Origin of the sequence: Pedobacter sp. JCM 36344, from assembly GCF_046546555.1 — a bacterium.
In the GTDB taxonomy this organism is placed as follows: domain Bacteria; phylum Bacteroidota; class Bacteroidia; order Sphingobacteriales; family Sphingobacteriaceae; genus Pedobacter.
This window is the reverse complement of the sequence record NZ_JBKHKK010000002.1, coordinates 176,473-202,088: the sequence shown is the minus strand read 5'-3', so window position 1 is coordinate 202,088 and position 25,616 is coordinate 176,473. Positions and strand designations below refer to the sequence as shown.

Below are 25,616 nucleotides of genomic sequence, written 5' to 3'. Positions count from 1 at the left end.
GCTAACCGTTTTCGTTCTTTTGTTTTTCCAGCTCTTTTTCCCTGCGTCGCTCCTCCCTTTTCTCCTGGCGAAGTTGTTTGTTTGATTTAAGCGTATCAACTGTTGTGGCCGGCTTGGCCACAGTATCTTTTTTCCCACCGAACAAGCGATCGAACAATGTCTTTGATTCGTCCTGCGTTTCAATGACTGGTAAAGGATCGTCATCGTCAAATGCGTTGGTATCTATTACAGTTGTGTCTGGAAGTAAATATTGTCTCAAACCGTCCCGTAGGCGTACATTATAAAAGCCATAGCCACTAGTATCTGAAGGCGTTAAACCTCGTCTTGCCATGATATTCCCTATATATTGAAAGTAGTTAAACATATAGTCCTTTAAACCACCATCACTTCTAAATTTGAAGAGGGCAATCTTGGGCCTCGGAACAATATTCGCAAGAAAAATTCCTTCGCCAATATTCAATTCTGATGGAGATTTACCAAAATAATGATGTGTTGCTTCGCCGATGCCATACACATTCTGTCCCATTTCAATAATATTAAAATACACTTCCAACATGCGATTTTTACTTACCAGCCGATTGTTTTCAATCAACCAAACAATTAATATCTCCTCTGCTTTACGGGCAAGGGTTTTCTTCCTGCTTAAAAATACATTTTTCACCAGCTGCATCGAAATCGTACTTCCCCCTCTAACAAATTTCTTTTCCTTAAAATTCACGGCAAAAGATTTGCGGATAGATTCCTGTACAAATCCCTTGTGAGAAAAAAAGGAAGGGTCTTCCGAAGTCAAGATGGCATTTTTGAAATTACTGGATACCTGTGAAAGTGGAGTATAGTTTGGATTTGAAGGGCCAATCATGATATCTCTCATGGGTTTACCATATTCATAAGGTGTATACACGAAGGGATCGTTGATCTTTTGAAGGTTAATCTTACCCCATTTAAGTATCTTGAAGTTACTTGAAGTCAAACCTGAATCAAACTTCACGCTGTCCGGCTCAGAACTATCCAGATAGAAATTCAGGGCATACTTTATTTTTCCACTCACTTTTAAACCTTCCAACGATTCAAACAATCCCTGAGGAAAGGCATTTAAAATTTCTTGAGCATCCTGTTCGGGTGCTTTTAGCTTAACCTCATAAATCTTGTTAGGGTTTAAAGTGTATTTGAGATAGGGATGTATCTTCGCTTTTTTCAAATATACAGTTGAGGTGCTATCCAGCGCTACATAGTTTGATCCTACAAGCAAGTCTGCGTCGATACGAGCCTGGGGAACAACAATGTCGTTAGCCGCAATTTTGGCATGATTGATTAGCAAATTACGAACTGACCATGAGCCCTCTATTCTATAATCGTCACCCTTGTAATCAGCCCCTTTGAGAATGGTTCTGATGGTGTCAAAACTTATTTTAGCGTGTAATTTATTGTTCAGATATGGTAATTCAACTTTCTTATTATCCGCAAATATCATTACGTCGAAATTCTTGCTTCCCGCTTTAACCTCCCCATTTACATGCCATGTTGCTTCTGTCTTATTAACGAGAATTGTTGACTTTAACACACCGCTAACGATGGTAGCAGTGCTAGTCATAAACGAGAGTTTCGCGGTGTCATTATCGTTCACAGTCAGCAGAAGATTTTTAATCTCCATGTTGTCAGGAACTTTGTACAGGATTTGATTGAGTAAATTATTTGCAATGTCTGAAAGGGCTAGTTTAGATTTTTTTTCTGTACTATCCTTCTTTTTTCGTTTTAAGATGAAGTCAACGTTACTTAACGAGTCTTTAAAAACCAGGTTTATCTTTCCATCTTTGAGATTCATCTCCGAAAGCTTAACGTCTCCAAAAATCAACGGCCACAATTTGACCCCAATGGTCATGTCGCTTATAATAGTTAACGTATCTCGCTCTTTCGGAACCACTGAAATATTGGTCATATGTACCGTGCTTAGGCCATTGAATCCAGTCTTACCAATTTTAACATCAAGGTCGTAATCCTTATTCGCTTTTAAAATCGCTTTAGCGATCATCTTTTGCAGTAAGGCTTCCCGCTTGCTGTAGGCAACACTGCCAATGATAATGAGGAGTATTGTTAGAGTCCCTAAAACCAAGGCACCGATCCTCAATCGCTTTTTAGAGATGTTAATTTTTGGAAGCTGCATGCTGTTAATTAGGTGTTTAATGCTAAACGTTTAATACAAACTAAAAGTTTAATTCGCGTTAAAATTACAATAAAATGGGGCATATAAAAGTTATATCGCCCGTAATTTAACTAAATTTGCTGCAATGATAATTAGTCCCGAACAAGTGCTGTCAGCCCTTAGAAATGTGGAAGACCCTGATCTCAAAAAGGATCTGGTGACCTTAAATATGATTAAGGACCTGAAGATCGAAGGTAATGGCGTGAGTTTTACGCTAGAGCTCACCACACCCGCGTGTCCCATGAAAGACATGTTAAAGAACGCCTGCAACAATGCGGTTAAGCATTTTGTAAGCAAGGACGCTGAGGTGCAAATCAATGTGACCTCTCGAGTTACTAAGCCAATGGATACCACCCAACTGAAGGATATTAGGAATATTATACTGATCTCATCTGGAAAGGGTGGAGTTGGTAAATCAACTGTTGCCAGTAATTTAGCGGTTACTTTAGCTGCAGAGGGGGCGAAGGTCGGCTTAATCGATGCCGATATTTATGGCCCCTCAGTTCCAACAATGTTTGATCTGGTGGGAGCAAAGCCTTCGGCAAGAGAAACTAAAGATGGAAAAACATTAATTCTTCCAATTGAAAAATACGGTATCAAATTACTATCTCTAGGTTTTTTTGCCGATCCTGATCAACCCGTACCATGGCGTGGACCAATGGCATCGAATGCCGTAAAGCAATTATTTAATGATGCAGATTGGGGAGAGCTCGATTACCTAATAGTTGACCTTCCTCCGGGTACTGGTGACATACACATTACCATTACGCAAAGTTTCCCAATTGCAGGGGCAGTAATAGTTACCACACCCCAACAAGTAGCACTAGCCGATACGAGAAAAGGTTTAGCCATGTTTAAGATGCCAGGCATAAATATCCCTGTCTTGGGGGTGATAGAAAATATGGCTTATTTTACACCGGAAGAACTGCCGGAAAACAAGTACTATTTGTTTGGTAAAGACGGAGGCAAACGGCTGGCAACATCTTTTGATGTTCCCTTTTTGGGAGAGATCCCCATCGTTCAAGGCATAGCCGACGCGGGAGACAGCGGCTCTCCAATAGCGCTAGATACTTCAAATATCATAAGCAAAACCTTTTCACAAATAGCAGGAAGGGTTGCTCAGCAAATAGCAATTAATAACGCAATCTCCTAATTCATAAAAATTTACTATTTTTATACTTCAAAATTTAACCAATGAATTTAACAGAACAAGTAGAGCAGGCACTCGAAAGCATACGTCCATATCTAATTGCAGATGGTGGCGATGTTGCTATAGAGGAAATCACGGAGGATAATGTAGTTAAATTGAAATTATTGGGTAATTGCGGTTCCTGCAAAATGAGTTTTATGACCATGAAAGCAGGTATTGAGCAGGCCATAATGAAATCGGTCCCACAAATTACTTCTGTTGTGGCCATCAACCTGGCGGAACCTGTTTAAGGCAATTTAACACAATTTAACTAGTAGTGCTGTTTAATACAGGTAAGTTTGTATATGAAGTACCCATTAACCATCATATTGCTTCTTTTCTTTTCTTCTGTCTTCGCACAGCGAATCACTCCTGAAAAGAAACTTATTCAATTTTCCGGTATAATTACCGATGTTGATAGTAATTCTGTAGTTCCTTACGTAACCGTTACCAACCTTAGTAATAAAGACCAGAGATATGCTGCGAATTATAAAGGCTTCTTCTCATTTATAGCACATCCTGGGGATACCATTCTATATACAGCAGTAGGTTATCGGGACTTGTTGCTTCCAATCCCAGCTGATATTACAGACACTAAATATACTGCATTAGTAAAGCTTAAATCTGAGATTGTGAACCTTCCAACGGTGAGGGTATATCCATGGGCAACCGTAGAAGACTTCACCAGAGACTTTATGACGATGAAGATCGCTGATGACGATTACCTGATTGCCATTAAAAATCTGTCCAGAGAAAGCATTTCTGCGTTGATGATGACGCTGCCACGAGACGGAGGTGAGGTTCAGAGTACCAATTTTAGACTCAATCATTGGAATTCCCTGAATAAAAATATGGTGCAAACCAATCCGCTGCTTAACCCTTTTGCATGGGGTAAATTATTGGAATCTATTAGTAAAGGCGATAAGAGTAGAAGCTCTTCTAACTAACGTTTCTTGCGTTGGTTAGGAAAACGCATCTTATAATCAGTACTAATGTTCCCCTTAGAAATGTTGTCCAATTTGCTTTGAAGCATTCGTTTACGTAATAAGCCTAACTTGTCGGTAAATAGCGTTCCTTGTATGTGATCGTATTCATGCTGTATCACGCGTGCTGGCATACCCGAAACGGTTTCCTCCTGCAGTTCCCATTTCTCGTCGTAATATCTGATCGTTACATTTGGCTTGCGCATCACATCTTCTCTCACATCAGGAATGCTTAAACAACCTTCATTGAAAGCCCACAGTTCTCCTGTTTCTTCGAGAATTTCAGCATTGATGAAAACTTTCTTGTAGCGAGCCTTATCGTCACTTCCAGTATCAACAATGAAAAGACGGATAGGCAGTCCAACTTGAGGTGCAGCTAAACCCACTCCGCTAGCGTTGTTCATCGTATCAAACATGTTGATGATCAACTGCTGTAAATCTGGGTAAGCTTCGTCTATTGGACCGCATACTTTTTTTAGTACTGGATCTCCATATGCTACAATGGGTAACTTCATAGTACAAAGGTATAAATATTACACAAAAGGATAAAAAGTTAAGGAGCTCAAATTGCGCTCGTCAAGAATTTCCGAACTAATGGTGGCTGCATCGGTAGTGGAAACCGACTGGATTTTTTTAAACACCGTCTCCAAATCATCGATGCGATCGTATTCCAACAGGCTCTTCGCCATGGAAATAATTAGGCCAATCCTATTTTCTTCTCCCAAGGCAATTTGACCAATAAACTTGTTTTTTGCCTTCTGAAGCTGCGTCTCGGTCAATGGTTTATCTCTAAGCCTCTTGAATTCTTTATTAATCAGACTCAGCGCCTTATCTACTTTCTCGATGTCTGTTCCGAAATACAGTGTAAAGATTCCCGTATCTGTCAGGGGACTATACCCGGATTCAATGGTATAAGCAATTCCATATTTTTCTCTTATCTGAAGGTTCAAAACTGAGCTCATGCCGGTGCCACCAAAATGGTTATTAAGCAGTAGTAGCCCCGTCTTGTAACTTTCGTGAAGAGAATATGCATGACAACCTAGAACGGTGTGTGCTTGCGCAATAGGTTTTACTTGCGAATGCTTAAAAATTGCTGGCTTAGCAGGAGTCAGGCGTCGTTTTATATACAGATTTTCCGGAATATCAGCATAATGCTTGCTGCCGACTCTTATAATTTTCGAAAATGAATAATTTCCAATCACGGCAACAACGATTTTATCCGTATGATAGTTCTCTGCAATAAACTTTAAAATATCCGCTCTTTGTAAAGCGGTAACCGATTCTGCAGACCCAAGAATATTTCTGCCCATCGGATGATTTGCAAAAATAAGATCCTCAAAATCATCATAAATAGCTTCTTCGGGTTGATCTTGATAAGAGGCAATCTCATCTAAAACTACGCCTTTCTCCTTCTCAATTTCTTCCTCGGGGAAAGTAGAGTGAAAAACAATATCATTGAATAGTTCCAACGTCCTATCCATATATGGATTTAAAAAGCTAGCATGAATGCAGGTATACTCTTTAGTAGTATAAGCATTCAGATCTGCACCAACACTTTCCAGACGATTAAGAATTTGACTAGTATTTCTTTTGGAGGTCTGTTTAAATATGAGGTGTTCAATAAAATGTGCTAGCCCTGATTGATCTTCTTTTTCATCCCTTGATCCACTGTTTATAATAATGCATGAATGAGAAATTGTCGAGGCAGAAGGGACGTGTAGCAGTCGAATCCCATTTGGTAAAGTATGAACATTGTATTCCATCGGCACACAAATGTACGCAGAAATGTTTTATTTCAGCGCCGTATTCATCAACGTACCCGATGTTTAATCCTGTCAATTTGACAATATCATTGGTTTGGAATAACCATTGCTAAGCTGATTATGTACTTAAAAATCAGTTAATAATATGAGCATAGAAGAAAAAGGAAGTATATCCATCCATACAGAGAATATTTTTCCAATCATTAAGAAATTCCTGTATTCAGATAATGAGATCTTTTTAAGAGAGCTTGTTTCAAATGCCGTAGACGCGGTACAAAAAATTAAAAGGCTAGCTGCGCTTGGCCAGTATAATGGCGAGCTGGGAAATCCACTAGTGGAGGTTTCACTTGATAAAGAAGCCAAAACAATCACTATCACCGACAATGGTTTAGGGATGACTGCTGAAGAAATAAAAAAATATATCAATCAGGTTGCATTCTCCGGAGCTAGTGAATTTGTTGAGAAATTTAAGGATGCAAAAGACGCCAATGAGATCATTGGTAAGTTTGGTCTTGGCTTTTACTCCGCATTTATGGTTGCAGACTTAGTCGAAATCCAAACGTTATCTTACCAGGAAGGTGCAGAAGCTGCCCGTTGGGTATGTGACGGAAGTACTGAATTTGAGATTTCAGCAGGTAACAGAACCATCCGTGGTACACAGATCATTCTGCATGTAAACGCTGATTCAGACGAGTTCCTTGATAAAAATAAATTAGAAGGAATTCTTGATAAATATGGCAAGTTCTTACCAGTTCCCATTAAGTTCGGTACAAAAACAGAGCAGGAGGCAGATGGCGACGATGAAGAAGGAAAACCTAAAACTAAAAGCGTCGAAGTTGACAATATCATCAATACGACAAACCCTATCTGGACAAAAGCACCTGCAGAATTGTCAGATGAAGATTACCTTTCTTTCTACAAGCAACTTTATCCTTTCTCAGAAGATCCTTTGTTCTGGATCCATCTTAACGTTGATTATCCATTCAATCTTACAGGTGTCTTGTATTTCCCTAAAGTGAAGAATGACTTCGATATGCAACGCAACAAAATCAAGTTATTCTCACGTCAGGTATTCATCACAGATGAAGTAAAAGATATTGTTCCTGAATTCCTAATGCTGCTACACGGTGTGATTGATTCACCGGATATTCCTTTAAATGTCTCAAGAAGTTTCCTACAGGCAGATAGCAATGTAAAAAAAATAAACAGTTACATCACCAAAAAAGTAGCTGATAAATTGCAGGAACTATTCAGTAAAGACCGTAAGGGCTTCGAAGAAAAATGGAGCGACATTGGTCTTTTCGTAAAATACGGAATGGTTAGTGAAGACAAGTTCAATGATAAAGCGAAAGATTTCGCATTGCTAACTAATACGAAGGAAGAACTCTTCACTTTAAATGAGTACCATGACAAAGTGAAGGACTTTCAAACGGATAAAAACGGACAAGTAGTTTATATCTATTCAAATGACCCGGCTAAGCAGGATAGCTTCATTCAGTCTGCCAATAAAATAGGATATGATGTCTTATTAATGAATTCGCCAATCGATAATCACTTCGTCCAACACTTAGAGCAGAAACTGGAAAAGACATCGCTTAAGCGTGTAGATTCTAGTGTTGCAAGTAAGCTGATTGATAAAGACGATCATGTAGAGTCCGTATTGACAGAGGACCAGGCTAAATCAGTGAAAGAAGTATTTGAGAAAGCTATTACAAAACCTGGATACACAGTGGAAATAGTTGGGTTAAACCCAGAAGAGCTCCCGGTGACTGTGACCATGGACGAGTTCATGAGGAGAATGAAAGACATGGCTGCGATGGGTGGCGGAATGGGATTCTACGGAAGTATGCCAGATAGTTATAAAGTAGCGATCAATGGTAACCATAAACTTATTAGTAAGATCCTTGCTTCGGATAGCGATGAGACGAAAGGTCTACTAGCTAAACAAGCTATTGACTTAGCATTATTGGCTCAAGGGATGCTTACGGGTGCTGAACTAACCGCATTTGTCAGCAGAAGTGTTGAGTTGATATAAACGCGATCCAGTTACAATTTAGCATATAATCAAAGAGAGAGGAGCTACACCTCTCTCTTTTTTGTTGTTTGAAATTTTATAAAATTAATAAATACGTAATGTTAACTTTAAACGGACTACATTGCAAAAACAACGATAACCATTTATAACGCTCTCCATGACTAACATTTTAGACCCAACAGATATTGCTATTTGTAAGCTCTTATTGGGCAATGCAAAAATGACAATGAAAGTTTTGGGTAAAGAAATATTTCTATCCGAAGAAGCTGCCAGAAGTCACGTAAAAAGATTAGAAGATCTTGGATTTATTATGGGTTACCACGCAACCCTGGATAGTGCGAAGTTCAACAAAGTTGTGCTAATGTATTACCATATTAAACTTATCAGCAATGCGGGAAACAATCTTAAACTTTTTATGGATAAATCTAAGGAATCAATCCAAATAATAAATTGTCAACAGGTAGCTGCTGACGGTTACGATTTTATTGTGACAGTAGAGTCCCCAAGTCTCAACGAAAGCAATCGAATTATAACAGCTGAATTGTGTGATTATTTTGATATATATTCAATATCAAATGCAGTTGTGTTAAGTGAAACTAGAGTAAATAAGATAAGTAATTTCTCTTCAAGAATAAAAAAAGACTTGAATAAAGTAATTGTTTTAATAGCTTCTTTTAGTCAATTCTTGAATGTGGAGACCATATCTTCCTGTCAACTGTAAAAATTTAATGCCCGCTTGTAGCGTTTCTTTATGTATTCTCGTATAAGGTATCAAAAGTGTTAATGGCCATTAACCTATTGTTTTATTGAATAGAGAAATCGTTTACTAAAGAGAAATGAAATGAAAATTAAATCCCTTATTGCGGCACTTGCCATCACCACACTTTTAGGATCTTGCATGAAAGATCAAGAAATACAACCTCAACAACCAGTAGCTGGCTTAAGCATCGTTCAGGCTTCACCGACTACAGAAAATCTTGACGTTTACGTGGACAGTACAAGAGCTGTTTCTGATCTTGCATATGCTAAAAAAGTTGATTACCTGAACTTATTCCCTGGAAACAGGAGATTAGCAGTCAAAAAAAAAGGAAGCCAGACTACTTTATTGGCAGAGCAACTTACGCTAAAAGATTACATCGGCTACACACTATTTATCGTAGACCAATTGGAAACAGTCAAATTTTTGTTTCTAGAAGATGACTTGGCTAAACCTGCAAATGGCAAAGCAAAAGTTCGTTTTGTGAACTTAAGTCCAGACGCACCTGCGCTAAATCTTTCAATAACCGGTAAAGAGGCCGACCTGGTGACTAACAAATTATTTAAGGAGTACAGTACCTTTGCAGAAATAGATGCTGCGGAAAAAGTCACATTCAACGTAAAAAATAAAGAAACAGGAGCCTTAGAAACCAGCATTGCTGATGTTAAAGTCGATGCTGGAGGTATTTATACCATTTGGGTAAAGGGATTAAAATCTGCTACAGACAGCAAAAAACTAGGGGTAGCTATTTTCCAGCATAAATAAAAACTCCTAATACCGCAAATGCTCAAGCTTGAAGACGCCATCACTGGCTGTCAGCAAAATAAAAATAAGGCGAAAGAAATGATTTATAAATCGTTCTATGGATACCTTATGGGCGTGATTCTGCGATATGTCAGCGACAGGAACGATGCCGAAGAATTAGTGAACGATTGCTTTGTTAAAATCTTTAAAAACATAGTAACGTTCACTTTTCCTGAAAAACCGGATGAACTACAAAAGGCCTTCAAAGGATGGATAGCAAAAATTTCTTCCAGAACATCAATAGATTTCCTGCGTACTAAAAAAACTAAGGTTTATGTTGATGACCTTGATGAACACCAACATCCAGTTACAGAAGTTAATGTTATCTCGAAACTGCATGTACAAGATATTTTAGCATTGCTCGATGCACTTCCTGATACACAAAAGATTATTTTTAATATGTATGAAATTGAAGGCTTCTCTCACGATGAAATATCAAAAATCCTTGATATTTCCTGCAGTTCGAGTAGGGTTTATTTAACACGCGCAAAAAATAGGCTGAGAACATTATATTCCAAATCATTAATTCAATCGTATGCCAATTAAACGTTTGAAACAATCCTCAAATGAGGAACTGATCCCCCATATCAAGAGTAGCCTTGTTGGTCATGAAGAGGAGTATGTAACGGGATCATGGGAAAATTTCAATAAAAAAGATAAAAAGCCATCTGGCCTAATCTTCTGGATAGGCGGACTATGCACTGCGGCAGCGATCTTACTAATTGGTTTCGGTCTGTTTTTCTACTTAGAAAACAATACTGAAGTAACTTCTTTAAACAATGACATCGTTAATAATACCCCTATAATTCCAAAGCCAAATCATGATTTTGCAAAAAGCAAAAGCTTAACGGATAGCAATAGTCAATCAGCACCCGTTCGTACAGCTGCACGAACTAATGTCAATCTGGATTCTGCAATAGCTTCAGGTCGGGACTTGACTATCGTTTCTAAAGAGTTAATAATTAATAACTCAAGCAATGCGATCAACCCAATCGAATCCGGCAATGAATTGATCAGTCAGCAACACGCCATTTTAGTAACAACAGCAGATCCACCAGTTGCAATCCCAAAAATGCCAATTACGCTGGACGAGTTTCTTGTTAATGAAAACGATCTTAAAGGGAATGAAAAGGATAAAGCTGGGAAACAACTTTCAGGAAGCAAATGGGATCTTGGAGTTGTGGTCTCACCATCTTTCGGCAATACTGATAAGCTAAACATGGGTTATGGTATAAGCTTGGCTTATAACCTTAACAGTAAACTGTCTTTAGGTTCAGGGATGTCGTATAATGAGATGGGTGCTTCCAGGCAAATTACAGGAAATAACGTGCAAAATAGCCCATCATCAAATGCGCTGGTGAGCGATACTAAAAGCCTACAATCAGTAAATATTATAGTGAGTGGCATAGACATCCCAGTTGAGGTTCGCTATAACTTAAGCAATCGATTTTACGCAAATGTGGGCGTTTCTGCTTTTGCGGTAATCAATCAGCAACAAAACAATGTTTATTTACAAGGTACGGTAGTCCAACGATCGTCTGTAAATCTTGCTGGGGATGTGCAGCCACAATTATTCCTGATGACAGAGAAAGTGTCAGAGAAGGCGCAAGAAACGTTAAGCCCTAATAGTAAACTCATAGGATTCTATAATTTCTCCTTCGGATACAAACAGAAAATTTCTAAAGATAAGTCGATCGGGGTTGAGCCCTTTATTAAGGTTCCAATGAAAGACGTTACGAAAGAAAACCTGCGCCTTTTGGGCACAGGTCTTAAGATTAAGTTTGATTTCTAGCTATTTGTAGATTCCCTCTAACGTGAATAAAAAAGCGTAGTTCAAGGCAATGTCCTTCAGGTAATCAAACCTACCAGAAGCACCGCCGTGTCCGAAGTCCATATCAGTTTTAAGCAGTAATATGTTTTTATCAGTTTTGGTTGCTCTTAACTTCGCTACCCATTTGGCAGGTTCAAAATATTGTACCTGACTGTCATGCAATCCTGTTGTCACCAGCATATTCGGATAAGCCTTTTTCGTAATGTTTTCGTAAGGTGAATAGCTTTTCATGTAGGTGTAAGCATCCTTGTTTTTCGGATTACCCCATTCGTCGAACTCGTTTGTAGTCAGCGGAATGCTTTCGTCAAGCATCGTATTAACCACATCTACAAAAGGAACCTGCGCAATAATTCCGTTCCACAAATCTGGAGCAAGGTTAATCACAGCACCCATTAATAATCCACCGGCACTTCCCCCTTGAGCATACAAATGTCCCTTCGAAGTGAATTTCTCGGAAATCAGGAAGTTCCCGCAATCAATGAAGTCAGTAAAGGTGTTCATCTTTTTCATCAACTTTCCATCTTCATACCAGTACCGGCCCATCTCTTGTCCGCCGCGAATGTGTGCCAGCGCATAAACAAATCCTCTATTTAACAAACTTAAATTGTTACTGGAAAAACCAGCATCCATAGTTGCCCCATAAGAACCATATCCATATAACAGTAGGGGAGCAGAACCGTCCTTTTTAAGCCCCTTTTTGTAGACCAATGAAATAGGAACCTTTGTTCCATCTTTTGCTGTAGCGTATACCCGCTCCGTAACGTAATCTTCTTTATTATAACCGCCCAAAACTTCCTGTTCCTTCATCAAGGTCTTTTCCTTCGTTTCCATGTTGTAATCGTACACAGAGTTGGGTGTCGTCATAGACGTGTAGACATACCTCAATATCTTAGAATTGTATTCCGGATTACCATTATTTCTTGCGGTATAAGTAGGCTCAGCAAAATCCAGGTAATGTTCATCGGCACTTTTTAAACTCTTGATCCTTAGCTGAGACAATCCATTTTTACGTTCAGATAAAACAATGAAGCCCTTATATTCGTCCACACCACTTAAAAGCACATCTTTCCTGTTTGGGATCACCTCCTTCCAGTTCTCTCTGCCAGGTTTATCCAACGGGGTTTCCATCATTCTGAAGTTTTGAGCGTCCCAGTTTGTCACAATAAGAAACTTATCGTCCAAAGCCACAACATCATATTTCATGTCTTTTACTCTTGGCGTAAAAACCTGGAAGGTTGCTTGAGGTTGATCTGCCGGAATCATACGAATCTCATCCGACATCGTTGCTGAGGAATAGACAAAGATATATTTCCCCGATTTCACCTTTGCCACACCAATATAGTTGGACTTATCCTTTTCTTCGTAGACTACAGCGTCGCTCGATGCTGCTGCACCTAAAACGTGCCTCTTAATCTTTTCACTCAACAATGTCACCGCATTTTTAGAAGTATAGAATATCGTTTTATTGTCTGAAGCCCAGACCGCATAGCCTTCTGTATTGGCGACAGCATCATTATAGATTTCTCCGGTCTCCAGATTTTTAACATGCAATACATACTGTCTGCGAGACACCTCATCTACACCATAAGCCATCATTTTATTATCTGGGCTCACGCTAAAGCCTGAAACTGAATAGTAAGGGTGATTCTTTGCCATCTCATCCACATCCATTAACACTTCTTCAGGGGCATCCAGACTACCTTTTTTGCGACAATATTTATAGTATTGTTTCCCGTCTTCGGTTTTTTTGTAGTAATAATAGCCATTGTCCAACACAGGTACAGATTCATCTTTCTCCTTCACTCTCCCTTTTAATTCTTTAAACAAGTCCTCTCTGAATGCTTTCGAACCATTCATCATGGTGTCCAGATACTTGTTCTCAGCGGTTAGGTATTCAACAACTTTTGTACTGTCAGGCCCTTTTTTAAAGTAATCGATCATCCAGTAGTAGTTGTCTGCCACCGTATCTCCATGTAGAATCCGTGTTGTTGGTTTGATTTCTGCTACTGGTTGCGTAGCGACTGGCCATTTATAAGTTTCCATTTTATTATCTTTGTTTGTACAGGAAAACGCTGTTGTGATTAGCAGCACCACCGGGAGAATTTTCTTCATATCTGTAAGGTTTAAGGGTCGGATGATGCAAATTAAAATTTATTCACCTACAAACCTCATATTAATAAAGAATTAAAGTTATGCAACAACCATTTGACATTAGATTAGGGGATAAAGATTATGCTGTTTTCCCAGAGGGAAACGATGTTTATGTAATTTTCAAGGACGGAAAGGAGTACCTATCCATTCAAAAAGATACTGACCTCCAATGGATAAAGCTCGATGCAGAAACGGGAACACCAATCTTTGAGACTGATGATGAAATCAATAACATCGGCAGAGAAATACTTGCCTACGTACCTGAAGAAGACGACGAGGAAGAGCTGGAAGAGGACAAGGATTAACCGGCCCAACTGTCCCTATCTAAACTGCGATAATGTATTGCCTCTGCCAAGTGTTCAAGCGCTATAACTTCACTCTCCGCCAGATCCGCAATTGTGCGTGATACTTTTAAAATCCTGTCATACGCCCTCGCTGAAAGTCCCAGACGTTCCATGGCTTTCTTAATGAGCGCCTGTCCCGCCGCGTCTATTGTGCAAATTTGCCTTACCATATTCGGATTCATTTGGGCATTGTAATGCAAGGTTGTATTTTGTTTGAACCTTAAATCCTGAATATCGCGGGCTTTAATTACCCTCCTGCGGATCACTTCACTTTTCTCTGCTGCCGAAAGAGAGATCAGCTCATTGAAATTCACAGGAGTCACTTCTACATGCAAGTCTATACGATCCAGTAAAGGGCCCGAGATCTTACCCAGATATTTCTGCACCACACCTGGAGCACAGGTACATTCCTTCTCGGGATGATTGTAAAACCCACATGGACAAGGGTTCATTGAAGCAATCAGCATAAAGCTAGCCGGATATTCTACGCTCATCTTTGACCTCGAGATCACAATGCTCCGTTCCTCCAGAGGTTGCCTCATTACTTCTAATACACTTCTCTTGAACTCCGGGAGCTCATCTAAAAATAATACACCATTGTGTGCCAAAGAGATTTCTCCGGGTTGGGGATTGGAACCACCGCCCACAAGTGCCATGTCAGAAATCGTGTGGTGCGGACTACGATAAGGGCGTTCTGTCATCAAGGCATCCGCAGCGCTTAACTTCCCTGCAACCGAGTGGATTTTCGTGGTTTCTAATGCTTCCTGCAAATTCAATGGGGGCAATATACTTTGTAAACGTTTCGCCAGCATGGTCTTTCCAGAGCCTGGCGGACCAATTAGTATCACGTTGTGGCCTCCCGCTGCGGCGATCTCCAGCGCGCGTTTAATGTTTTCCTGACCCTTCACATCGGAGAAATCATGATCGTAGCAATTCACCTTCTTATAAAACTCGTCCCTCGCTTTGACTACTACAGGAAAATGCTCTACGCTTTTAGTAAAAAAGGAGACTACGTCTGATAGATTTCTCATGCCGTACACCAATAACTCGCTGACTATCGCTGCCTCACGGGAATTGTCAATCGGTAATATAAAGCCTTTGAAGGATGCTACTCTGGCCTGTATCGCAATAGGTAGAACCCCTTTTATAGATTGTAGACCCCCATCAAGAGAGAGCTCGCCCATGATGAAATACTTATCCAGTTCGTCACTATCTATTTGTCCTGATGCCGCCAAAATAGCTATCGCAATTGGCAGATCATATGATGAACCCTCTTTACGAATATCCGCCGGAGCCAGATTGATTACAATCTTTTGTCGCGGCATCTTTAAGCCTGTACTTTGGATCGCACTTTCTATTCGCCTTAGGCTTTCCTTGATGGTATTGTCTGGCAATCCAACAATATGGTATTTGTTGCCCGTGCCAATGCTAACTTCAACAGTAATAGTTAAAGCATTAACGCCGAATACAGCACTTCCATAAGTTTTTACGAGCATAGACCAGGTTGATATTACCTGTCAACTAAACTCTATGATTAAAAAATAAGATGGTTGAAAAAAAGGAGATTTTTTAGTGAGATCAACTACATCTTGCCCTGCGGCATCTTGGGCATGTTTTTCATCATCTTTGCGGCTGCGGCAGGGTTAGAGAACTGTTTCATCACCTTACGCATATCTTCAAATTGCTTGATCAGTTTAGTAACCTCTTCGATCTTTGTACCAGATCCTTTAGCAATACGTAGTCTTCTGCTCTGCTGAATACTATCAGGGTTTTCACGCTCATATTTAGTCATCGATTGAATTACGGCTTCCACACTTTTAAAAGCATCATCTTCGATATCAACATTTTTCATCATCTTCCCAACACCCGGAATCATGCCCATCAAATCCTTCATGTTTCCCATTTTTTTGATCTGTTGGATCTGGTTGTAGAAGTCATTAAAGTCGAACTTATTCTTACGGATCTTTTTCTGAAGTTCTGCTGATTCCTTCTCATCAAACTGCATCTGCGCACGCTCAACAAGGGAAACCACATCACCCATACCCAAAATACGGGAAGCCATACGCTCCGGATAGAAGACATCCAAAGCTTCCATCTTCTCACCGGTACCAATAAACTTGATAGGTTTATTTACTACAGATTTGATCGAAAGAGCAGCACCACCACGGGTATCACCATCGAGCTTGGTCAAAACCACGCCTGTAAAGTCAAGCCTGTCATTAAACACCTTAGCGGTGTTTACAGCATCCTGACCAGTCATCGCATCCACTACAAATAAAATCTCATGGGGCTTTGTGCTCGCCTTAACAGCAGCAATCTCATCCATCATTTGATCATCTATTGCTAAACGACCGGCAGTATCTATAATAATTACATTTGCATTTTGCTTTTTACCTTCAGCAATACCCTCCATGGCAATAGCAACAGGATCCTTTGACTCTATATTTGCGTAAACTGGTACACCAACCTGTTGGCCCAAAATCTGAAGTTGATCCACTGCAGCCGGACGATAAACGTCCCCTGCAACTAACAAAGGTTTTTTACCTTTTCCTTTCAGGTAGTTAGCTAGTTTACCAGTAAAAGTAGTTTTACCAGCACCATTCAATCCCGCGATAAGTATGATTGTTGGATTATTTTTTAGATCGAGTTCTGTAACCTCACCACCCATTAAAGCAGTAAGTTCGTCATTCATTACCTTAGTTAGCAACTGACCGGGAGAAACTGCAGTCAGTACATTTTGCCCTAATGCTTTCTCTTTCACATCATCAGTAAAGGTCTTGGCTGTTTTGTAATTCACATCGGCATCAAGCAATGCTTTACGAATCTCCTTCATGGTTTCTGCCACATTGATCTCCGTAATACTGCCTTGGCCTTTTAAAACTTTAAATGCACGGTCTAGCTTGTCTTGTAAATTATCAAACATTTTCTTTAATGCTTAGTGTGTAAAATGGTGAGCCCCAAAGTTATTAATTTTGCGGGTAAACAGAAGGTAAAAAAAGTTATACAATTTCGATACTTTTACCGCGGAAAGGTAAAGCCAAATCCAATGGAAAGGTTCTGTCGGGCCTGTATTTCTGTATCGGCATCCTTATCAAATAAGGCCGTTCCCGATAAACTAGCATTCATGAATTTATTGATCTTAAAAGTCAGACGAGCATCAAGGCTATGATCTACATGGTCCAATGGCCTGTCATACGGAATGAACATGTTATACCTCCAGTATAGGCCTACATTAGTGAAGATTTGTTTTTCAAATGTAGTGGTGACCTGGAAAGCCAACTCATTTCTAAAATTCTTGTTTTTGCTTCTATCCACACCAAAATAGCCGGGATTATATTTCTGATTATATACAGAAGTATCAATTATAATGGTTTGTTTCGCTGTCCCTGTACCGAACCTCGTAGAAAAGTAGTTCACAGGCTTATACTCAAAACCGATTGATTCCGTGAAATAACCAGGAGCCATAAATTTAGAGATTAAAAATTCCTGCTCAATATTGTCAATCCTCTTATACACGAATCCCCTGTCGAACTGTGATTCAAAAGTAATGGCACCATAGAAAAACCAGCTTTTTGAGAATTGTAAGTTGGCCTTGTTGTCCCAGAAAATCCTGTCCTTTGTTTTCTTTTGTAACTGATCCTTGTTTTTTACTTTACCATATTCAAGTCTGATCTCACTCGTGAAACTATAGCTCTCCTTACTGTAAATCGTCTTGTAATTCAATAATCCACCGATGGCGATGTTGTTCACCCCTCCACCTTTCCAGTTCTTAGAATACTGACCCTGGTTTAAGTCAATTCCGATAGCGGTCACCGTTTTCCAGTAATTGATCTTCTCTGATAAAACAAGTGGGGCAATAGGAGTGGGCTTGTAAAGAATTGTCTCTGTCCTGCTAGGAAGAGGACTGCGTTTCAGCTTGATTTCTAGTCCCTTAGTGTTAATAGGAATCGTGTCAATCTCCTGGGCTAAAGCACCAGAACACACGATAAGTAATAATAAAAGGCAGATATTAAAACGCTTCATTACTACAAAGGAAAACAAAAATGTGACTTTATGAAAGTTTAATCTAGCTTTTTATTAAAACTCCTTGACAATCACCTTAGGAAGTGGCTGTAGCCTAAATGCAGCGGGATTTCGCTTGTAGCTCGCATAGCTATTCCTTAGAAAGACCACAAAAGCATATTCTGATGCCGTTAGTACAAAGTCGTACGTGGGCCGATACTGCTCCATGAAGTCTAATATTTCTGCATCCTTTAGCTGCAAAATGGTCTTTACATATTTAGGCCTGAACCGATAATCAATGATAGATTCCTTGTAATCGCGCTCCAGTATTTTTTGAAGGTGGCGCGCGTTCTTTCCTTCACGGCTCAGCAAATTATAGATCGCATCAATGCCAAGACCGGCTCCGGCAGACCCAACGCTCAATATGTCTTTAGAACTGCCCCTGTCTAATTTATATTTATATTCTTTCAAACGTTGCTGGTACTGTTCCTGCGGACTAAGCTTTTTCCCTGCAATAGCAACTTCCCGCAGGTTAATTCCTAAAGACTTTAATTGAAAAAAAATGGCCTGCGGCCCTTTCAATACAACAGTATCCACGGCATACCCCTGCAAAACAGCAAACAAAGTATCTCCCGGTGCTGCCATTATACGGAATTCACCCTTCGAGGTATTGTAAATTCCTTCGTCTTTTTTAGAATTATAGATGTATACTTTCGCTAGCCTAAGCTTAGAATCCTTATCGATCACAAAACCCTGTACCGTACCAGTTTGCGCAGATAGTTTTAGCATCATACCCGAAAAGAAGATCAATAGGCAGAAAAGTCTCATAGGAACACAAAGCTACAAGTTAACCATATGCAGCGATTGCACATTAACATTATTTAACTAATAATAATTTCTGCCCAATCTTAATAGCATTATCAGTAATGTTATTCAAAGATTTAAGTTCCTCAATGCTGATGTTAAATCTTTTAGAAATATTGTAAAGCGTGTCTCCTTGCTTCACCACATAGGTTTTATCTGCTGAAATCGCCTGTACAACAGGTGGAGTAGCTGTTGCTGTGATCGGTACAACAATCTTTACCGGGTTGATTGCAGTGGTATCCGAAACCGTAAGTACCTGTTTTGATGGCGGCGTTTCTACTGGTGTAAATTTCTTATATTCTTTAGGCATGTTCGCGTTGATTTCTGAGAATACCCTGTCTTCACGTTTTAGCTTTTCCGTTTCAGATTCCGACTGGTCATATTGATTAAGCTGATACTTGTCAATGATATTGATCAATAGGTCGGGGTACTTTGGATTAGTAGCATAACCTGCTTGTTTTAAACCCCGAGCCCAGCTTTTGTAATCGTTTTTATCGAGCTCAAATAGAAAACTATACCTTTTTCTTTTTAAAAACTCCGAGTGATCCTTGAATGATTCCCGGGCATCTTTATACACCCTGAAACAATCGTTGGCCTGATCGTCATCTTTAAAATAGCCCTTTCCCCTCCATTCTGACGTACATTTTATGCCGAAATGGTTGTTCGCGAAACGTGCCAGACTGCTATTGCCACTTCCAGATTCAATGATGCCTTGCGCTAACGTGATGCTTGCAGGTATTCCGTATCCGTTCATCTCTTCAATCGCTACACCTTTAAATTCTTCAATATAATTAAGTGTTGTTCGAGATTTGTAATCAGGATTAGCTTTGGTAGCGGCCTTTTCAATCTGCTTGTTGTTTTTGCTGTATTTTCTCGTGGAGCAGGCGCTTATTATCAACATTACAAAAACAATAGGGAGTATATTTCTAGTCATCAAATTACTTTTTTCTTATAATAAACAGTCCATCTCTAACTGGAAGAATAAGTTTTTCCACTCGGCTGTCCATCGCAACTTTATCATTAAATGTACTGATATTCTTAGTGTCCTTATCTTGGACATCGTTTAAAACCTTACCACTCCAGAGTACATTGTCTACAATTATAATTCCACCACTTCTAACCCTTTCGAAGATCAAATCGTAATACGTACCATTATTTTTTTTATCGGCATCGATAAATACCAAGTCAAAGGTTTCGTTTAAGTCAGTAATGCTTTCTGTGGCATCACCAATGATGTATTTGATCTGATCATTGAATTCAGAAGCAGCGAAATTAAAGCGAACCATGTCTTCCAGTTCTTCATTGATGTCTAACGTATACAAAATGCCTGCTTTAGCTAATCCTTCAGCCAGACAAAGCGTAGCATAGCCTGTAAAAGTGCCGATTTCTAATATCCTTGCCGGACTAATCATTTTACTGAGGAGACTCAATACCCTGCCTTGATAGTGACCAGAAAGCATTCTTGGCATCAGCACCTTCAAGTACGTTTCTCTGTTTATCTTTTGAAGAAGCTCCGATTCCGGTTCACAATAATTTAAAAGAAGCTGTTGAAGGTTATCATCAATCATGTTGATTTTTTTAAAGGTACCATTGCATTAACGGGGCTGTTCCATAAAATATTGCAGAATAATGGTGGCAGCAATGGTATCAACACGCTCCTTATTCTGACGATCCTGCTTTTTAAGGCCGCTCTGCATAATTGTTTTCTGTGCCAAAATGGAGGTGAAACGCTCATCAATCCAGTGTTGAGGGATCTCGGGATAAGTTCTACGGAGTGTTTTCGCAAATCCCTTCACATGTTGAGCTGAATCTGAAGGACTGCCATCCATTTGCTTGGGGTCACCAAATACAAATGCTTCAACCGGTTCCATCGCCATATACTTCTTCAAATATTCCAGGACATTCTTAGGGTGTACGGTATCGAGCCCGGTTGCAATGATCTGAAAGGGGTCGGTCACAGCAAGTCCGATCCGTTTAGTTCCATAATCAAAAGCAAGAATTCTAGGCATATTTGAGGATGTTCTTCTCTATAAATTTAGTTGCAGCGAGATCAAAGATAGAGAATATCTGCAAATGAAAGGCCGATCCTCCTGCCAGAAAAGGCAAAATGAGCCTAAGGTGTTATAGGGTTGGATAGGTATAAGAGCAGGTTTACAAGGGGTTTGTAAGCATAAAGGGCACCTTTACCCTTACAAGCATGCAGGAAGACGCTTACCAGCTGCTTCTGAGCTTAGGCCCTGAAGCAATGAACTTATCAGCATTCGATATTGTGTAAATTTTACTATTTTGCACCAAATGCAATTTAAAAATATAGTCGGACAAGATAGCATCAAGCAACAGTTGATTCAAACCGTTGCAGATAACCGCATTAGCCATGCGCAGTTATTTTTATCTTGCGATGGGAGTGGCGCATTGCCACTCGCAATCGCCTATGCTCAATACATAAATTGTTTGGATAAACAACCTGATGATAGTTGCGGTGTCTGTTCATCTTGTAGAAAGTACGAGCGCTATATTCACCCCGACCTTCATTTCTCCTATCCATTCTTTGCATCTAAAGATGTGAAAACTGCCGTAGATGTCCTGGATGAGTGGAGAAGCCTTTTATTGGAAGACCCCTATGTAGACTTAGATATTTGGCGCTCAAAGTTAAACGCTGACAATAAACAGGCCAACATCAACATTGCGGAATGCCATGATATCATAAAGAAATTAAGCTATAAGGCTTTTGAAGGAGACACCAAGGTCTTGATTATGTGGTTGCCCGAATACCTCGAAAAAGAGGGCAATTCGCTATTGAAAATAATTGAAGAACCGCCAGCAAATACGCTGTTTCTTTTAGTGGCAAATAACCAGGAGCAAATTCTTTCTACTTTACTTTCTCGCACACAGATTGTAAAGATCCCAAAGCTGCCATTTGATGCGGTGGAATCTTACCTGATAAACAAGCATAGCCTCTCAGAGAATCAGGCTACGGAATACGCGTTCCTGGCAGATGGAAATCTAATCGAGGCAAAGCAGCTAGCGGCAAATACCCACAATGAAAATTCGGAGAAATTTGCAGAGTGGCTGAGGATGGGGTACGGCAACAAGGTGCTGGAATTAACTGTTTTTGTGGATCAGATTGCTACTTGGGGAAGAGAAAATCAAAAGAATTTTTTAAAATACGGGATCAGTTTCCTAAGAGAATGCAGCCTGCTGATTAGCGGTGCTGATGAGTTGGTGAAACTGCCCCCCCTTGCTTTGCAGACAGCAAGAAAATTGTCTGCACATGTACTGGATTTGAATATGGCGGATGCCATCATATCAGAATTGGAAAAAGCGCATTACCATGTAGAAAGAAATGCGAATCCTAAAATTCTGTTTTTAGATGTATCTTTACAACTAGTTAAAATTATTAAGTTCAAAACGTTCCCGCAAGGGACTCAACATATATACAATTAATATGGGATGTGGAAGTTGTTCTACAGGAGGCGGTTGCGCCCCCTCAGGCTGCAAAAGTAACGGCTCTTGCCTTACTGGTGGTTGCGGAAAAATGGAAGTTTACGATTGGCTGTCCAACCTGGATGCGCCAACAAATTATAAGCCTTTTCCTGTTATAGAAGTTAAATTCAAAGGTGCTAGAAAAGAATTTTTCTTAAATAACGACAATATATACTTAGAAATCGGAGAGCTAATTGCAGTCGAAGGTGCTACAGGTGGATATGATATTGGCCACGTTTCTCTTACCGGAGAATTGGTTAGAATCCAGATGAAACGTAGGAAAACTCCGATTGATCAGGTTACCAGAAAGGTATACCGAAAAGCATCCGAGACCGACGTTGAAAAGTGGAAGTTGGCGAAAGGTTTAGAATGGGAAACCATGCATAAAGCACGGACTTTAGCTTTAGATCTTCGCCTGTCGATGAAGATTAGCGACGTTGACTACCAGGGAGATAAAACGAAAGCCACTTTCTTTTACACTGCCGAAGGTCGTGTAGATTTTAGAGAGCTCATTAAAAAGATGGCAGAAACATTCCGCGTCAGAATTGAAATGAGGCAGATCGGAATGCGACAGGAAGCAGGAAGACTAGGCGGTATAGGCTCTTGTGGTCGCGAATTGTGCTGTTCAACATGGCTAACTAACTTCAAAACAGTTTCTACAGCTGCAGCAAGGTACCAGAACCTTTCCCTAAATACCCTGAAACTCGCAGGTCAGTGCGGTAAATTGAAATGCTGTCTCAACTATGAGCTTGACACCTATTTAGATGCTTTGAAGGATATTCCAGATCGCATCGAAAGCTTACAAACGGAAATTGGCGTTGCGCGTCATCAAAAAACAGACATCTTTAAAAAGGTGATGTGGTTTGCTTATCCGAACACAGAAGACTGGATTCCTTTGAAAGTTGATCGCGTAAAAGAGATCATGGCTATGAACAAAAGAGGTCAGAAGCCAGTGAATTTGAAAGAAGAAGCGCTGGAGTTGAAGCCGACAGCAGTGGTGGAGAAGGTTCTTGATTACGAAAACGTTGTTGGTCAGGATAGCTTAACGCGCCTTGACGACAAGCAAAGAAATAAAGGCAATAGAAATAACAACAACAATAAAAATAGGACGCCTCAGGTAGCACAACCAGCATCTGCAGTTAAGCCACCTCAACATATTAAAAATAAGCCTGAACTGAAGAAAGAAAGTGGCCAAGCAAAACCTCAAGGGAGCACACCAAAACCTAGAGCGGCGGCACCAAAGCCTCAGCCAGATGAAGCACCGGTTGAGGGGCAAGGAGTTGCGACTACAACACCGTCCGTGAATAGGAATAGAAACAGAAATAAGAACCGTAGAAATAAGCCTAAGGATCCACCTAAAGATGAATAATGTTAGAGTCTTTCGGGCGCTATTCCCAGTGTTTATATTATTTTTCTGCGGATGCGACACCAATAATTTGGTGGATAACAATTTGTCAATGCCTTCTCATAACTGGGGCTATGACCGAAAGATTAAAGCAGTGATTGATGTTGCAGATCCGGCGCAGCCTTTCAACGTCTATTTCAAATTAAGAAATACGGGCAACTATCGGTACTCCAACATCTTCGTACTCCTTCACATCAGTGGAGGTGGTATGAAAAAGCAAACCAGAAGATTTGAATATAAACTTGCGGAGACAGACGGACAGTGGACAGGCTCTGGTTCAGGCAATTTATTTACTAGCCGGGTGTCGATGATCACCGGATATAAGTTTCCAAATAAAGGCAAGTATTTGTTGGAAATTGAGCAGAATATGCGCGACAATCCATTGCATGAAATCAGCGATGCTGGTATTGAAATCTCAAAGTAGTGGAAGGAGTTGCTCTAAAGCCATCCCTCTCGAACCTTTAAGTAATACGAGGCTATTCTTAACCGAATTTTCTTCCAAATAAGTCTTGGCTTCTTTAGGACTTTCGAAGAACAACCCATCTACTTTCCCCTTCATCGTGTAGAAATATTTCCCAATAAAGATCGTGGTACTTGCCCGGAGCGCTAAAGCTTGAGATGCAATTAGTTCATGCTGGATGGCCGCTTCAGGACCTAATTCAAACATATCACCGATAATAACCACTTTGCTGCTAGCACTAAGTTGATTTAGGTTGTTCAAGGCTGCTGCCATGCTGCTTGGGTTGGCATTATAAAAATCGCAGATTACCGTGTTGCTTTCTGTTTTTGTAAGTTGTGAACGGTTGTTTTTAGGATGGTAGCCTGCTAGTCCTTCATTTATTTGCTGCGGACTAACTTTAAAAAACAGTCCTATACATATTGCGGCAAGGATATTTTCGAAGTTATAGCTACCAGTTAAGTTGGCAGAAACTTCGTGTTCGTCTTGATCACTCTGCCATTGAACTGTTATCAAAGGATCTGAACTTAATAACTTTCCCGACACATAGTTACCTGGATTAGCACCATAATAAATGACCTTTTCGAGTCCTGCCGTTTGACTCATTTCCATGAGATTGGGATTATCAGCGTAGATAAAAGCGTATCCGTTATTGGCCTGAATCCAGGAGTATAGTTCCGCTTTTCCTTTCTTGACGCCTTCAAACCCACCAAAGCCATCCAGGTGAGCCATGCCAACATTACTAATCAAGCCATGTGTAGGTTGTGCGATTGAACAGAGCAATTCAATTTCCTTTTGGTGGTTTGCCCCCATTTCTATCACGGCGATTTCGGTTTCTTTGGTTAAAGAAAGTATGGAAAGCGGGACGCCGATGTGGTTATTTAAATTCCCTTGAGTAGCAAAGGTCTTGTAGCGCTCAGACAAAATAGCCTTGATCAATTCTTTCGTAGTAGTTTTGCCATTACTTCCCGTAAGGCCGATCAGGGGGATGTTCAATTGCGAACGGTGACGTCTCGCTAAATCCTGCAGTGTCCTGAGCGTATCTTCTACTAAAATGTGGCGATCTGTAGTATTATATGTAGTATCATCTATAATCGCAAATGCGGCACCTGCTGCCAGTGCCTGATCGGCAAAAGTATTGGCATCAAAATTATCCCCTTTTAGTGCAAAAAATAGACAGTCATCTACAATACTCCGAGTGTCGGTACATATAATGGGATGTTTTATAAACTGCTGGTAAAGGGATTCTACGGTGTGCATGAAAGAAAACTAGTAAATGGTACGGTAAAATTACATTATGAAATAGAAACAAAAAATAATCTTTACTATTTTGGAGCATATTAACTAT

General features: G+C 40.0%; 24 protein-coding genes. 12 read left to right on the top strand and 12 right to left on the bottom strand.

From position 1 onward, the window contains the following. Position 1 precedes the first annotated feature (1 nt). Positions 2–2,161: a transglycosylase domain-containing protein gene (locus ACHFIZ_RS02665; protein WP_410882587.1), complete on the bottom strand. Its 2,160-nt coding sequence runs from the start codon at positions 2,159–2,161 to the stop codon at positions 2–4. A 124-nt stretch (positions 2,162–2,285) separates the two neighbouring features. On the opposite strand from ACHFIZ_RS02665, the gene ACHFIZ_RS02660 reads away from it, so the two are divergent. From ACHFIZ_RS02660 to ACHFIZ_RS02650, 3 genes are read left to right on the top strand one after another with little or no spacing between them, the layout of a single operon-like run. Then, positions 2,286–3,353 carry an Mrp/NBP35 family ATP-binding protein gene (locus ACHFIZ_RS02660; RefSeq protein ID WP_410882585.1) on the top strand — a complete coding sequence of 356 codons (1,068 nt, stop codon included), beginning with the start codon at positions 2,286–2,288 and terminating at the stop codon, positions 3,351–3,353. Positions 3,354–3,394: 41 nt separating this feature from the next. Then, positions 3,395–3,640 (top strand): NifU family protein, encoded by a 246-nt coding sequence (locus ACHFIZ_RS02655; RefSeq protein ID WP_410882583.1) that lies wholly within the window; start codon positions 3,395–3,397, stop codon positions 3,638–3,640. Positions 3,641–3,694: 54 nt separating this feature from the next. Next, a complete protein-coding gene (locus ACHFIZ_RS02650) occupies positions 3,695–4,336 on the top strand; it encodes a hypothetical protein (protein ID WP_410882581.1) in 642 nt (213 codons plus the stop codon). Here the strand turns inward: ACHFIZ_RS02650 and def are convergent. Next, positions 4,333–4,887 (bottom strand): peptide deformylase, encoded by a 555-nt coding sequence (def, locus tag ACHFIZ_RS02645; RefSeq protein WP_410882579.1) that lies wholly within the window; start codon positions 4,885–4,887, stop codon positions 4,333–4,335. The two genes, ACHFIZ_RS02650 and def, sit on opposite strands and share 4 nt — an antisense overlap. 18 nt (positions 4,888–4,905) lie before the next feature. After that, the gene (locus tag ACHFIZ_RS02640) at positions 4,906–6,135 is read right to left on the bottom strand and encodes a M16 family metallopeptidase (protein ID WP_410882577.1); all 1,230 of its coding nucleotides are present in this window, start codon (positions 6,133–6,135) and stop codon (positions 4,906–4,908) included. A 145-nt stretch (positions 6,136–6,280) separates the two neighbouring features. Between ACHFIZ_RS02640 and htpG the strand changes: the two genes are divergently transcribed. The 5 genes from htpG to ACHFIZ_RS02615 all read left to right on the top strand — a co-directional run bounded on the left by htpG (position 6,281) and on the right by ACHFIZ_RS02615 (position 11,523). Next, positions 6,281–8,170, top strand: coding sequence for a molecular chaperone HtpG (gene htpG / locus ACHFIZ_RS02635; RefSeq protein WP_410882575.1), 1,890 nt, complete (start codon positions 6,281–6,283; stop codon positions 8,168–8,170). A gap of 157 nt (positions 8,171–8,327) precedes the next feature. Next, positions 8,328–8,891, top strand: a complete 564-nt coding sequence (locus ACHFIZ_RS02630; protein ID WP_410882573.1) for an Lrp/AsnC family transcriptional regulator — start codon at positions 8,328–8,330, stop codon at positions 8,889–8,891. A 120-nt stretch (positions 8,892–9,011) separates the two neighbouring features. Next, entirely contained in the window at positions 9,012–9,692 is a 681-nt protein-coding gene (locus tag ACHFIZ_RS02625) for a DUF4397 domain-containing protein (protein WP_410882571.1), read from the top strand. 18 nt (positions 9,693–9,710) lie between these two features. Further along, positions 9,711–10,277 (top strand): RNA polymerase sigma factor, encoded by a 567-nt coding sequence (locus ACHFIZ_RS02620; RefSeq protein WP_410882569.1) that lies wholly within the window; start codon positions 9,711–9,713, stop codon positions 10,275–10,277. Next, positions 10,267–11,523, top strand: coding sequence for a hypothetical protein (locus ACHFIZ_RS02615; protein ID WP_410882567.1), 1,257 nt, complete (start codon positions 10,267–10,269; stop codon positions 11,521–11,523). The genes ACHFIZ_RS02620 and ACHFIZ_RS02615 overlap by 11 nt, the downstream gene beginning before the upstream one ends. Here ACHFIZ_RS02615 and ACHFIZ_RS02610 read toward each other — a convergent pair whose 3' ends face one another. Continuing rightward, positions 11,524–13,674, bottom strand: a complete 2,151-nt coding sequence (locus ACHFIZ_RS02610; RefSeq protein ID WP_410882566.1) for a S9 family peptidase — start codon at positions 13,672–13,674, stop codon at positions 11,524–11,526. It abuts the gene before it with no gap. Between the two features lie 80 nt (positions 13,675–13,754). Here ACHFIZ_RS02610 and ACHFIZ_RS02605 point away from each other — a divergent pair, with 80 nt between their 5' ends. Then, positions 13,755–14,018: a hypothetical protein gene (locus ACHFIZ_RS02605; protein ID WP_410882564.1), complete on the top strand. Its 264-nt coding sequence runs from the start codon at positions 13,755–13,757 to the stop codon at positions 14,016–14,018. Here the strand turns inward: ACHFIZ_RS02605 and ACHFIZ_RS02600 are convergent. The 7 genes from ACHFIZ_RS02600 to ruvX form a co-directional block, all read right to left on the bottom strand. Continuing rightward, positions 14,015–15,553 (bottom strand): YifB family Mg chelatase-like AAA ATPase, encoded by a 1,539-nt coding sequence (locus tag ACHFIZ_RS02600; protein ID WP_410882562.1) that lies wholly within the window; start codon positions 15,551–15,553, stop codon positions 14,015–14,017. The two genes, ACHFIZ_RS02605 and ACHFIZ_RS02600, sit on opposite strands and share 4 nt — an antisense overlap. Before the next feature lie 86 nt (positions 15,554–15,639). Further along, positions 15,640–16,980 carry a signal recognition particle protein gene (gene ffh, locus ACHFIZ_RS02595; RefSeq protein ID WP_410882560.1) on the bottom strand — a complete coding sequence of 447 codons (1,341 nt, stop codon included), beginning with the start codon at positions 16,978–16,980 and terminating at the stop codon, positions 15,640–15,642. A 95-nt stretch (positions 16,981–17,075) separates the two neighbouring features. Further along, on the bottom strand, positions 17,076–18,080 hold the full coding sequence (locus ACHFIZ_RS02590) for a DUF3078 domain-containing protein (protein ID WP_410882558.1): 1,005 nt from the start codon (positions 18,078–18,080) through the stop codon (positions 17,076–17,078). Positions 18,081–18,134: 54 nt separating this feature from the next. After that, positions 18,135–18,887, bottom strand: a complete 753-nt coding sequence (locus ACHFIZ_RS02585; protein ID WP_410882556.1) for a hypothetical protein — start codon at positions 18,885–18,887, stop codon at positions 18,135–18,137. A 49-nt stretch (positions 18,888–18,936) separates the two neighbouring features. Next, on the bottom strand, positions 18,937–19,857 hold the full coding sequence (locus tag ACHFIZ_RS02580) for a glucosaminidase domain-containing protein (RefSeq protein ID WP_410882554.1): 921 nt from the start codon (positions 19,855–19,857) through the stop codon (positions 18,937–18,939). A 4-nt stretch (positions 19,858–19,861) separates the two neighbouring features. Continuing rightward, on the bottom strand, positions 19,862–20,497 hold the full coding sequence (locus tag ACHFIZ_RS02575) for an O-methyltransferase (protein WP_410882917.1): 636 nt from the start codon (positions 20,495–20,497) through the stop codon (positions 19,862–19,864). A gap of 21 nt (positions 20,498–20,518) precedes the next feature. Next, complete coding sequence (gene ruvX / locus ACHFIZ_RS02570) at positions 20,519–20,932, bottom strand: Holliday junction resolvase RuvX (RefSeq protein WP_410882552.1); 414 nt, start codon at positions 20,930–20,932, stop codon at positions 20,519–20,521. Positions 20,933–21,218: 286 nt separating this feature from the next. Here ruvX and ACHFIZ_RS02565 point away from each other — a divergent pair, with 286 nt between their 5' ends. From ACHFIZ_RS02565 to ACHFIZ_RS02555, 3 genes are read left to right on the top strand one after another with little or no spacing between them, the layout of a single operon-like run. Further along, on the top strand, positions 21,219–22,367 hold the full coding sequence (locus tag ACHFIZ_RS02565) for an ATP-binding protein (RefSeq protein WP_410882550.1): 1,149 nt from the start codon (positions 21,219–21,221) through the stop codon (positions 22,365–22,367). A 1-nt stretch (position 22,368) separates the two neighbouring features. Next, complete coding sequence (locus ACHFIZ_RS02560) at positions 22,369–23,775, top strand: stage 0 sporulation family protein (RefSeq protein WP_410882548.1); 1,407 nt, start codon at positions 22,369–22,371, stop codon at positions 23,773–23,775. Continuing rightward, entirely contained in the window at positions 23,768–24,235 is a 468-nt protein-coding gene (locus ACHFIZ_RS02555; protein WP_410882546.1) for a gliding motility lipoprotein GldH, read from the top strand. The genes ACHFIZ_RS02560 and ACHFIZ_RS02555 overlap by 8 nt, the downstream gene beginning before the upstream one ends. Here ACHFIZ_RS02555 and ACHFIZ_RS02550 read toward each other — a convergent pair. Then, a complete protein-coding gene (locus ACHFIZ_RS02550; protein ID WP_410882544.1) occupies positions 24,227–25,528 on the bottom strand; it encodes a UDP-N-acetylmuramoyl-tripeptide--D-alanyl-D-alanine ligase in 1,302 nt (433 codons plus the stop codon). The genes ACHFIZ_RS02555 and ACHFIZ_RS02550 overlap by 9 nt on opposite strands. Positions 25,529–25,616: the final 88 nt, after the last annotated feature.

Excerpts from the sequence above, each read along its gene's own strand:
- ACHFIZ_RS02625 (WP_410882571.1), top strand. The coding sequence starts at position 9,012 with ATGAAAATTAAATCCCTTATTGCGGCACTTGCCATCACCACACTTTTA.
- ACHFIZ_RS02590 (WP_410882558.1), bottom strand. The coding sequence starts at position 18,080 with ATGAAGCGTTTTAATATCTGCCTTTTATTATTACTTATCGTGTGTTCT.
- ffh (WP_410882560.1), bottom strand. The coding sequence starts at position 16,980 with ATGTTTGATAATTTACAAGACAAGCTAGACCGTGCATTTAAAGTTTTA.
- ACHFIZ_RS02610 (WP_410882566.1), bottom strand. The coding sequence starts at position 13,674 with ATGAAGAAAATTCTCCCGGTGGTGCTGCTAATCACAACAGCGTTTTCC.
- ACHFIZ_RS02640 (WP_410882577.1), bottom strand. The coding sequence starts at position 6,135 with ATGGAATACAATGTTCATACTTTACCAAATGGGATTCGACTGCTACAC.
- ACHFIZ_RS02580 (WP_410882554.1), bottom strand. The coding sequence starts at position 19,857 with ATGACTAGAAATATACTCCCTATTGTTTTTGTAATGTTGATAATAAGC.
- ACHFIZ_RS02650 (WP_410882581.1), top strand. The coding sequence starts at position 3,695 with ATGAAGTACCCATTAACCATCATATTGCTTCTTTTCTTTTCTTCTGTC.
- ACHFIZ_RS02550 (WP_410882544.1), bottom strand. The coding sequence starts at position 25,528 with ATGCACACCGTAGAATCCCTTTACCAGCAGTTTATAAAACATCCCATT.
- ACHFIZ_RS02565 (WP_410882550.1), top strand. The coding sequence starts at position 21,219 with ATGCAATTTAAAAATATAGTCGGACAAGATAGCATCAAGCAACAGTTG.
- ACHFIZ_RS02560 (WP_410882548.1), top strand. The coding sequence starts at position 22,369 with ATGGGATGTGGAAGTTGTTCTACAGGAGGCGGTTGCGCCCCCTCAGGC.
- htpG (WP_410882575.1), top strand. The coding sequence starts at position 6,281 with ATGAGCATAGAAGAAAAAGGAAGTATATCCATCCATACAGAGAATATT.
- ACHFIZ_RS02600 (WP_410882562.1), bottom strand. The coding sequence starts at position 15,553 with ATGCTCGTAAAAACTTATGGAAGTGCTGTATTCGGCGTTAATGCTTTA.
- ACHFIZ_RS02605 (WP_410882564.1), top strand. The coding sequence starts at position 13,755 with ATGCAACAACCATTTGACATTAGATTAGGGGATAAAGATTATGCTGTT.
- ACHFIZ_RS02615 (WP_410882567.1), top strand. The coding sequence starts at position 10,267 with ATGCCAATTAAACGTTTGAAACAATCCTCAAATGAGGAACTGATCCCC.
- ACHFIZ_RS02620 (WP_410882569.1), top strand. The coding sequence starts at position 9,711 with ATGCTCAAGCTTGAAGACGCCATCACTGGCTGTCAGCAAAATAAAAAT.
- ACHFIZ_RS02555 (WP_410882546.1), top strand. The coding sequence starts at position 23,768 with ATGAATAATGTTAGAGTCTTTCGGGCGCTATTCCCAGTGTTTATATTA.
- def (WP_410882579.1), bottom strand. The coding sequence starts at position 4,887 with ATGAAGTTACCCATTGTAGCATATGGAGATCCAGTACTAAAAAAAGTA.
- ruvX (WP_410882552.1), bottom strand. The coding sequence starts at position 20,932 with ATGCCTAGAATTCTTGCTTTTGATTATGGAACTAAACGGATCGGACTT.
- ACHFIZ_RS02585 (WP_410882556.1), bottom strand. The coding sequence starts at position 18,887 with ATGAGACTTTTCTGCCTATTGATCTTCTTTTCGGGTATGATGCTAAAA.
- ACHFIZ_RS02630 (WP_410882573.1), top strand. The coding sequence starts at position 8,328 with ATGACTAACATTTTAGACCCAACAGATATTGCTATTTGTAAGCTCTTA.
- ACHFIZ_RS02665 (WP_410882587.1), bottom strand. The coding sequence starts at position 2,161 with ATGCAGCTTCCAAAAATTAACATCTCTAAAAAGCGATTGAGGATCGGT.
- ACHFIZ_RS02660 (WP_410882585.1), top strand. The coding sequence starts at position 2,286 with ATGATAATTAGTCCCGAACAAGTGCTGTCAGCCCTTAGAAATGTGGAA.
- ACHFIZ_RS02655 (WP_410882583.1), top strand. The coding sequence starts at position 3,395 with ATGAATTTAACAGAACAAGTAGAGCAGGCACTCGAAAGCATACGTCCA.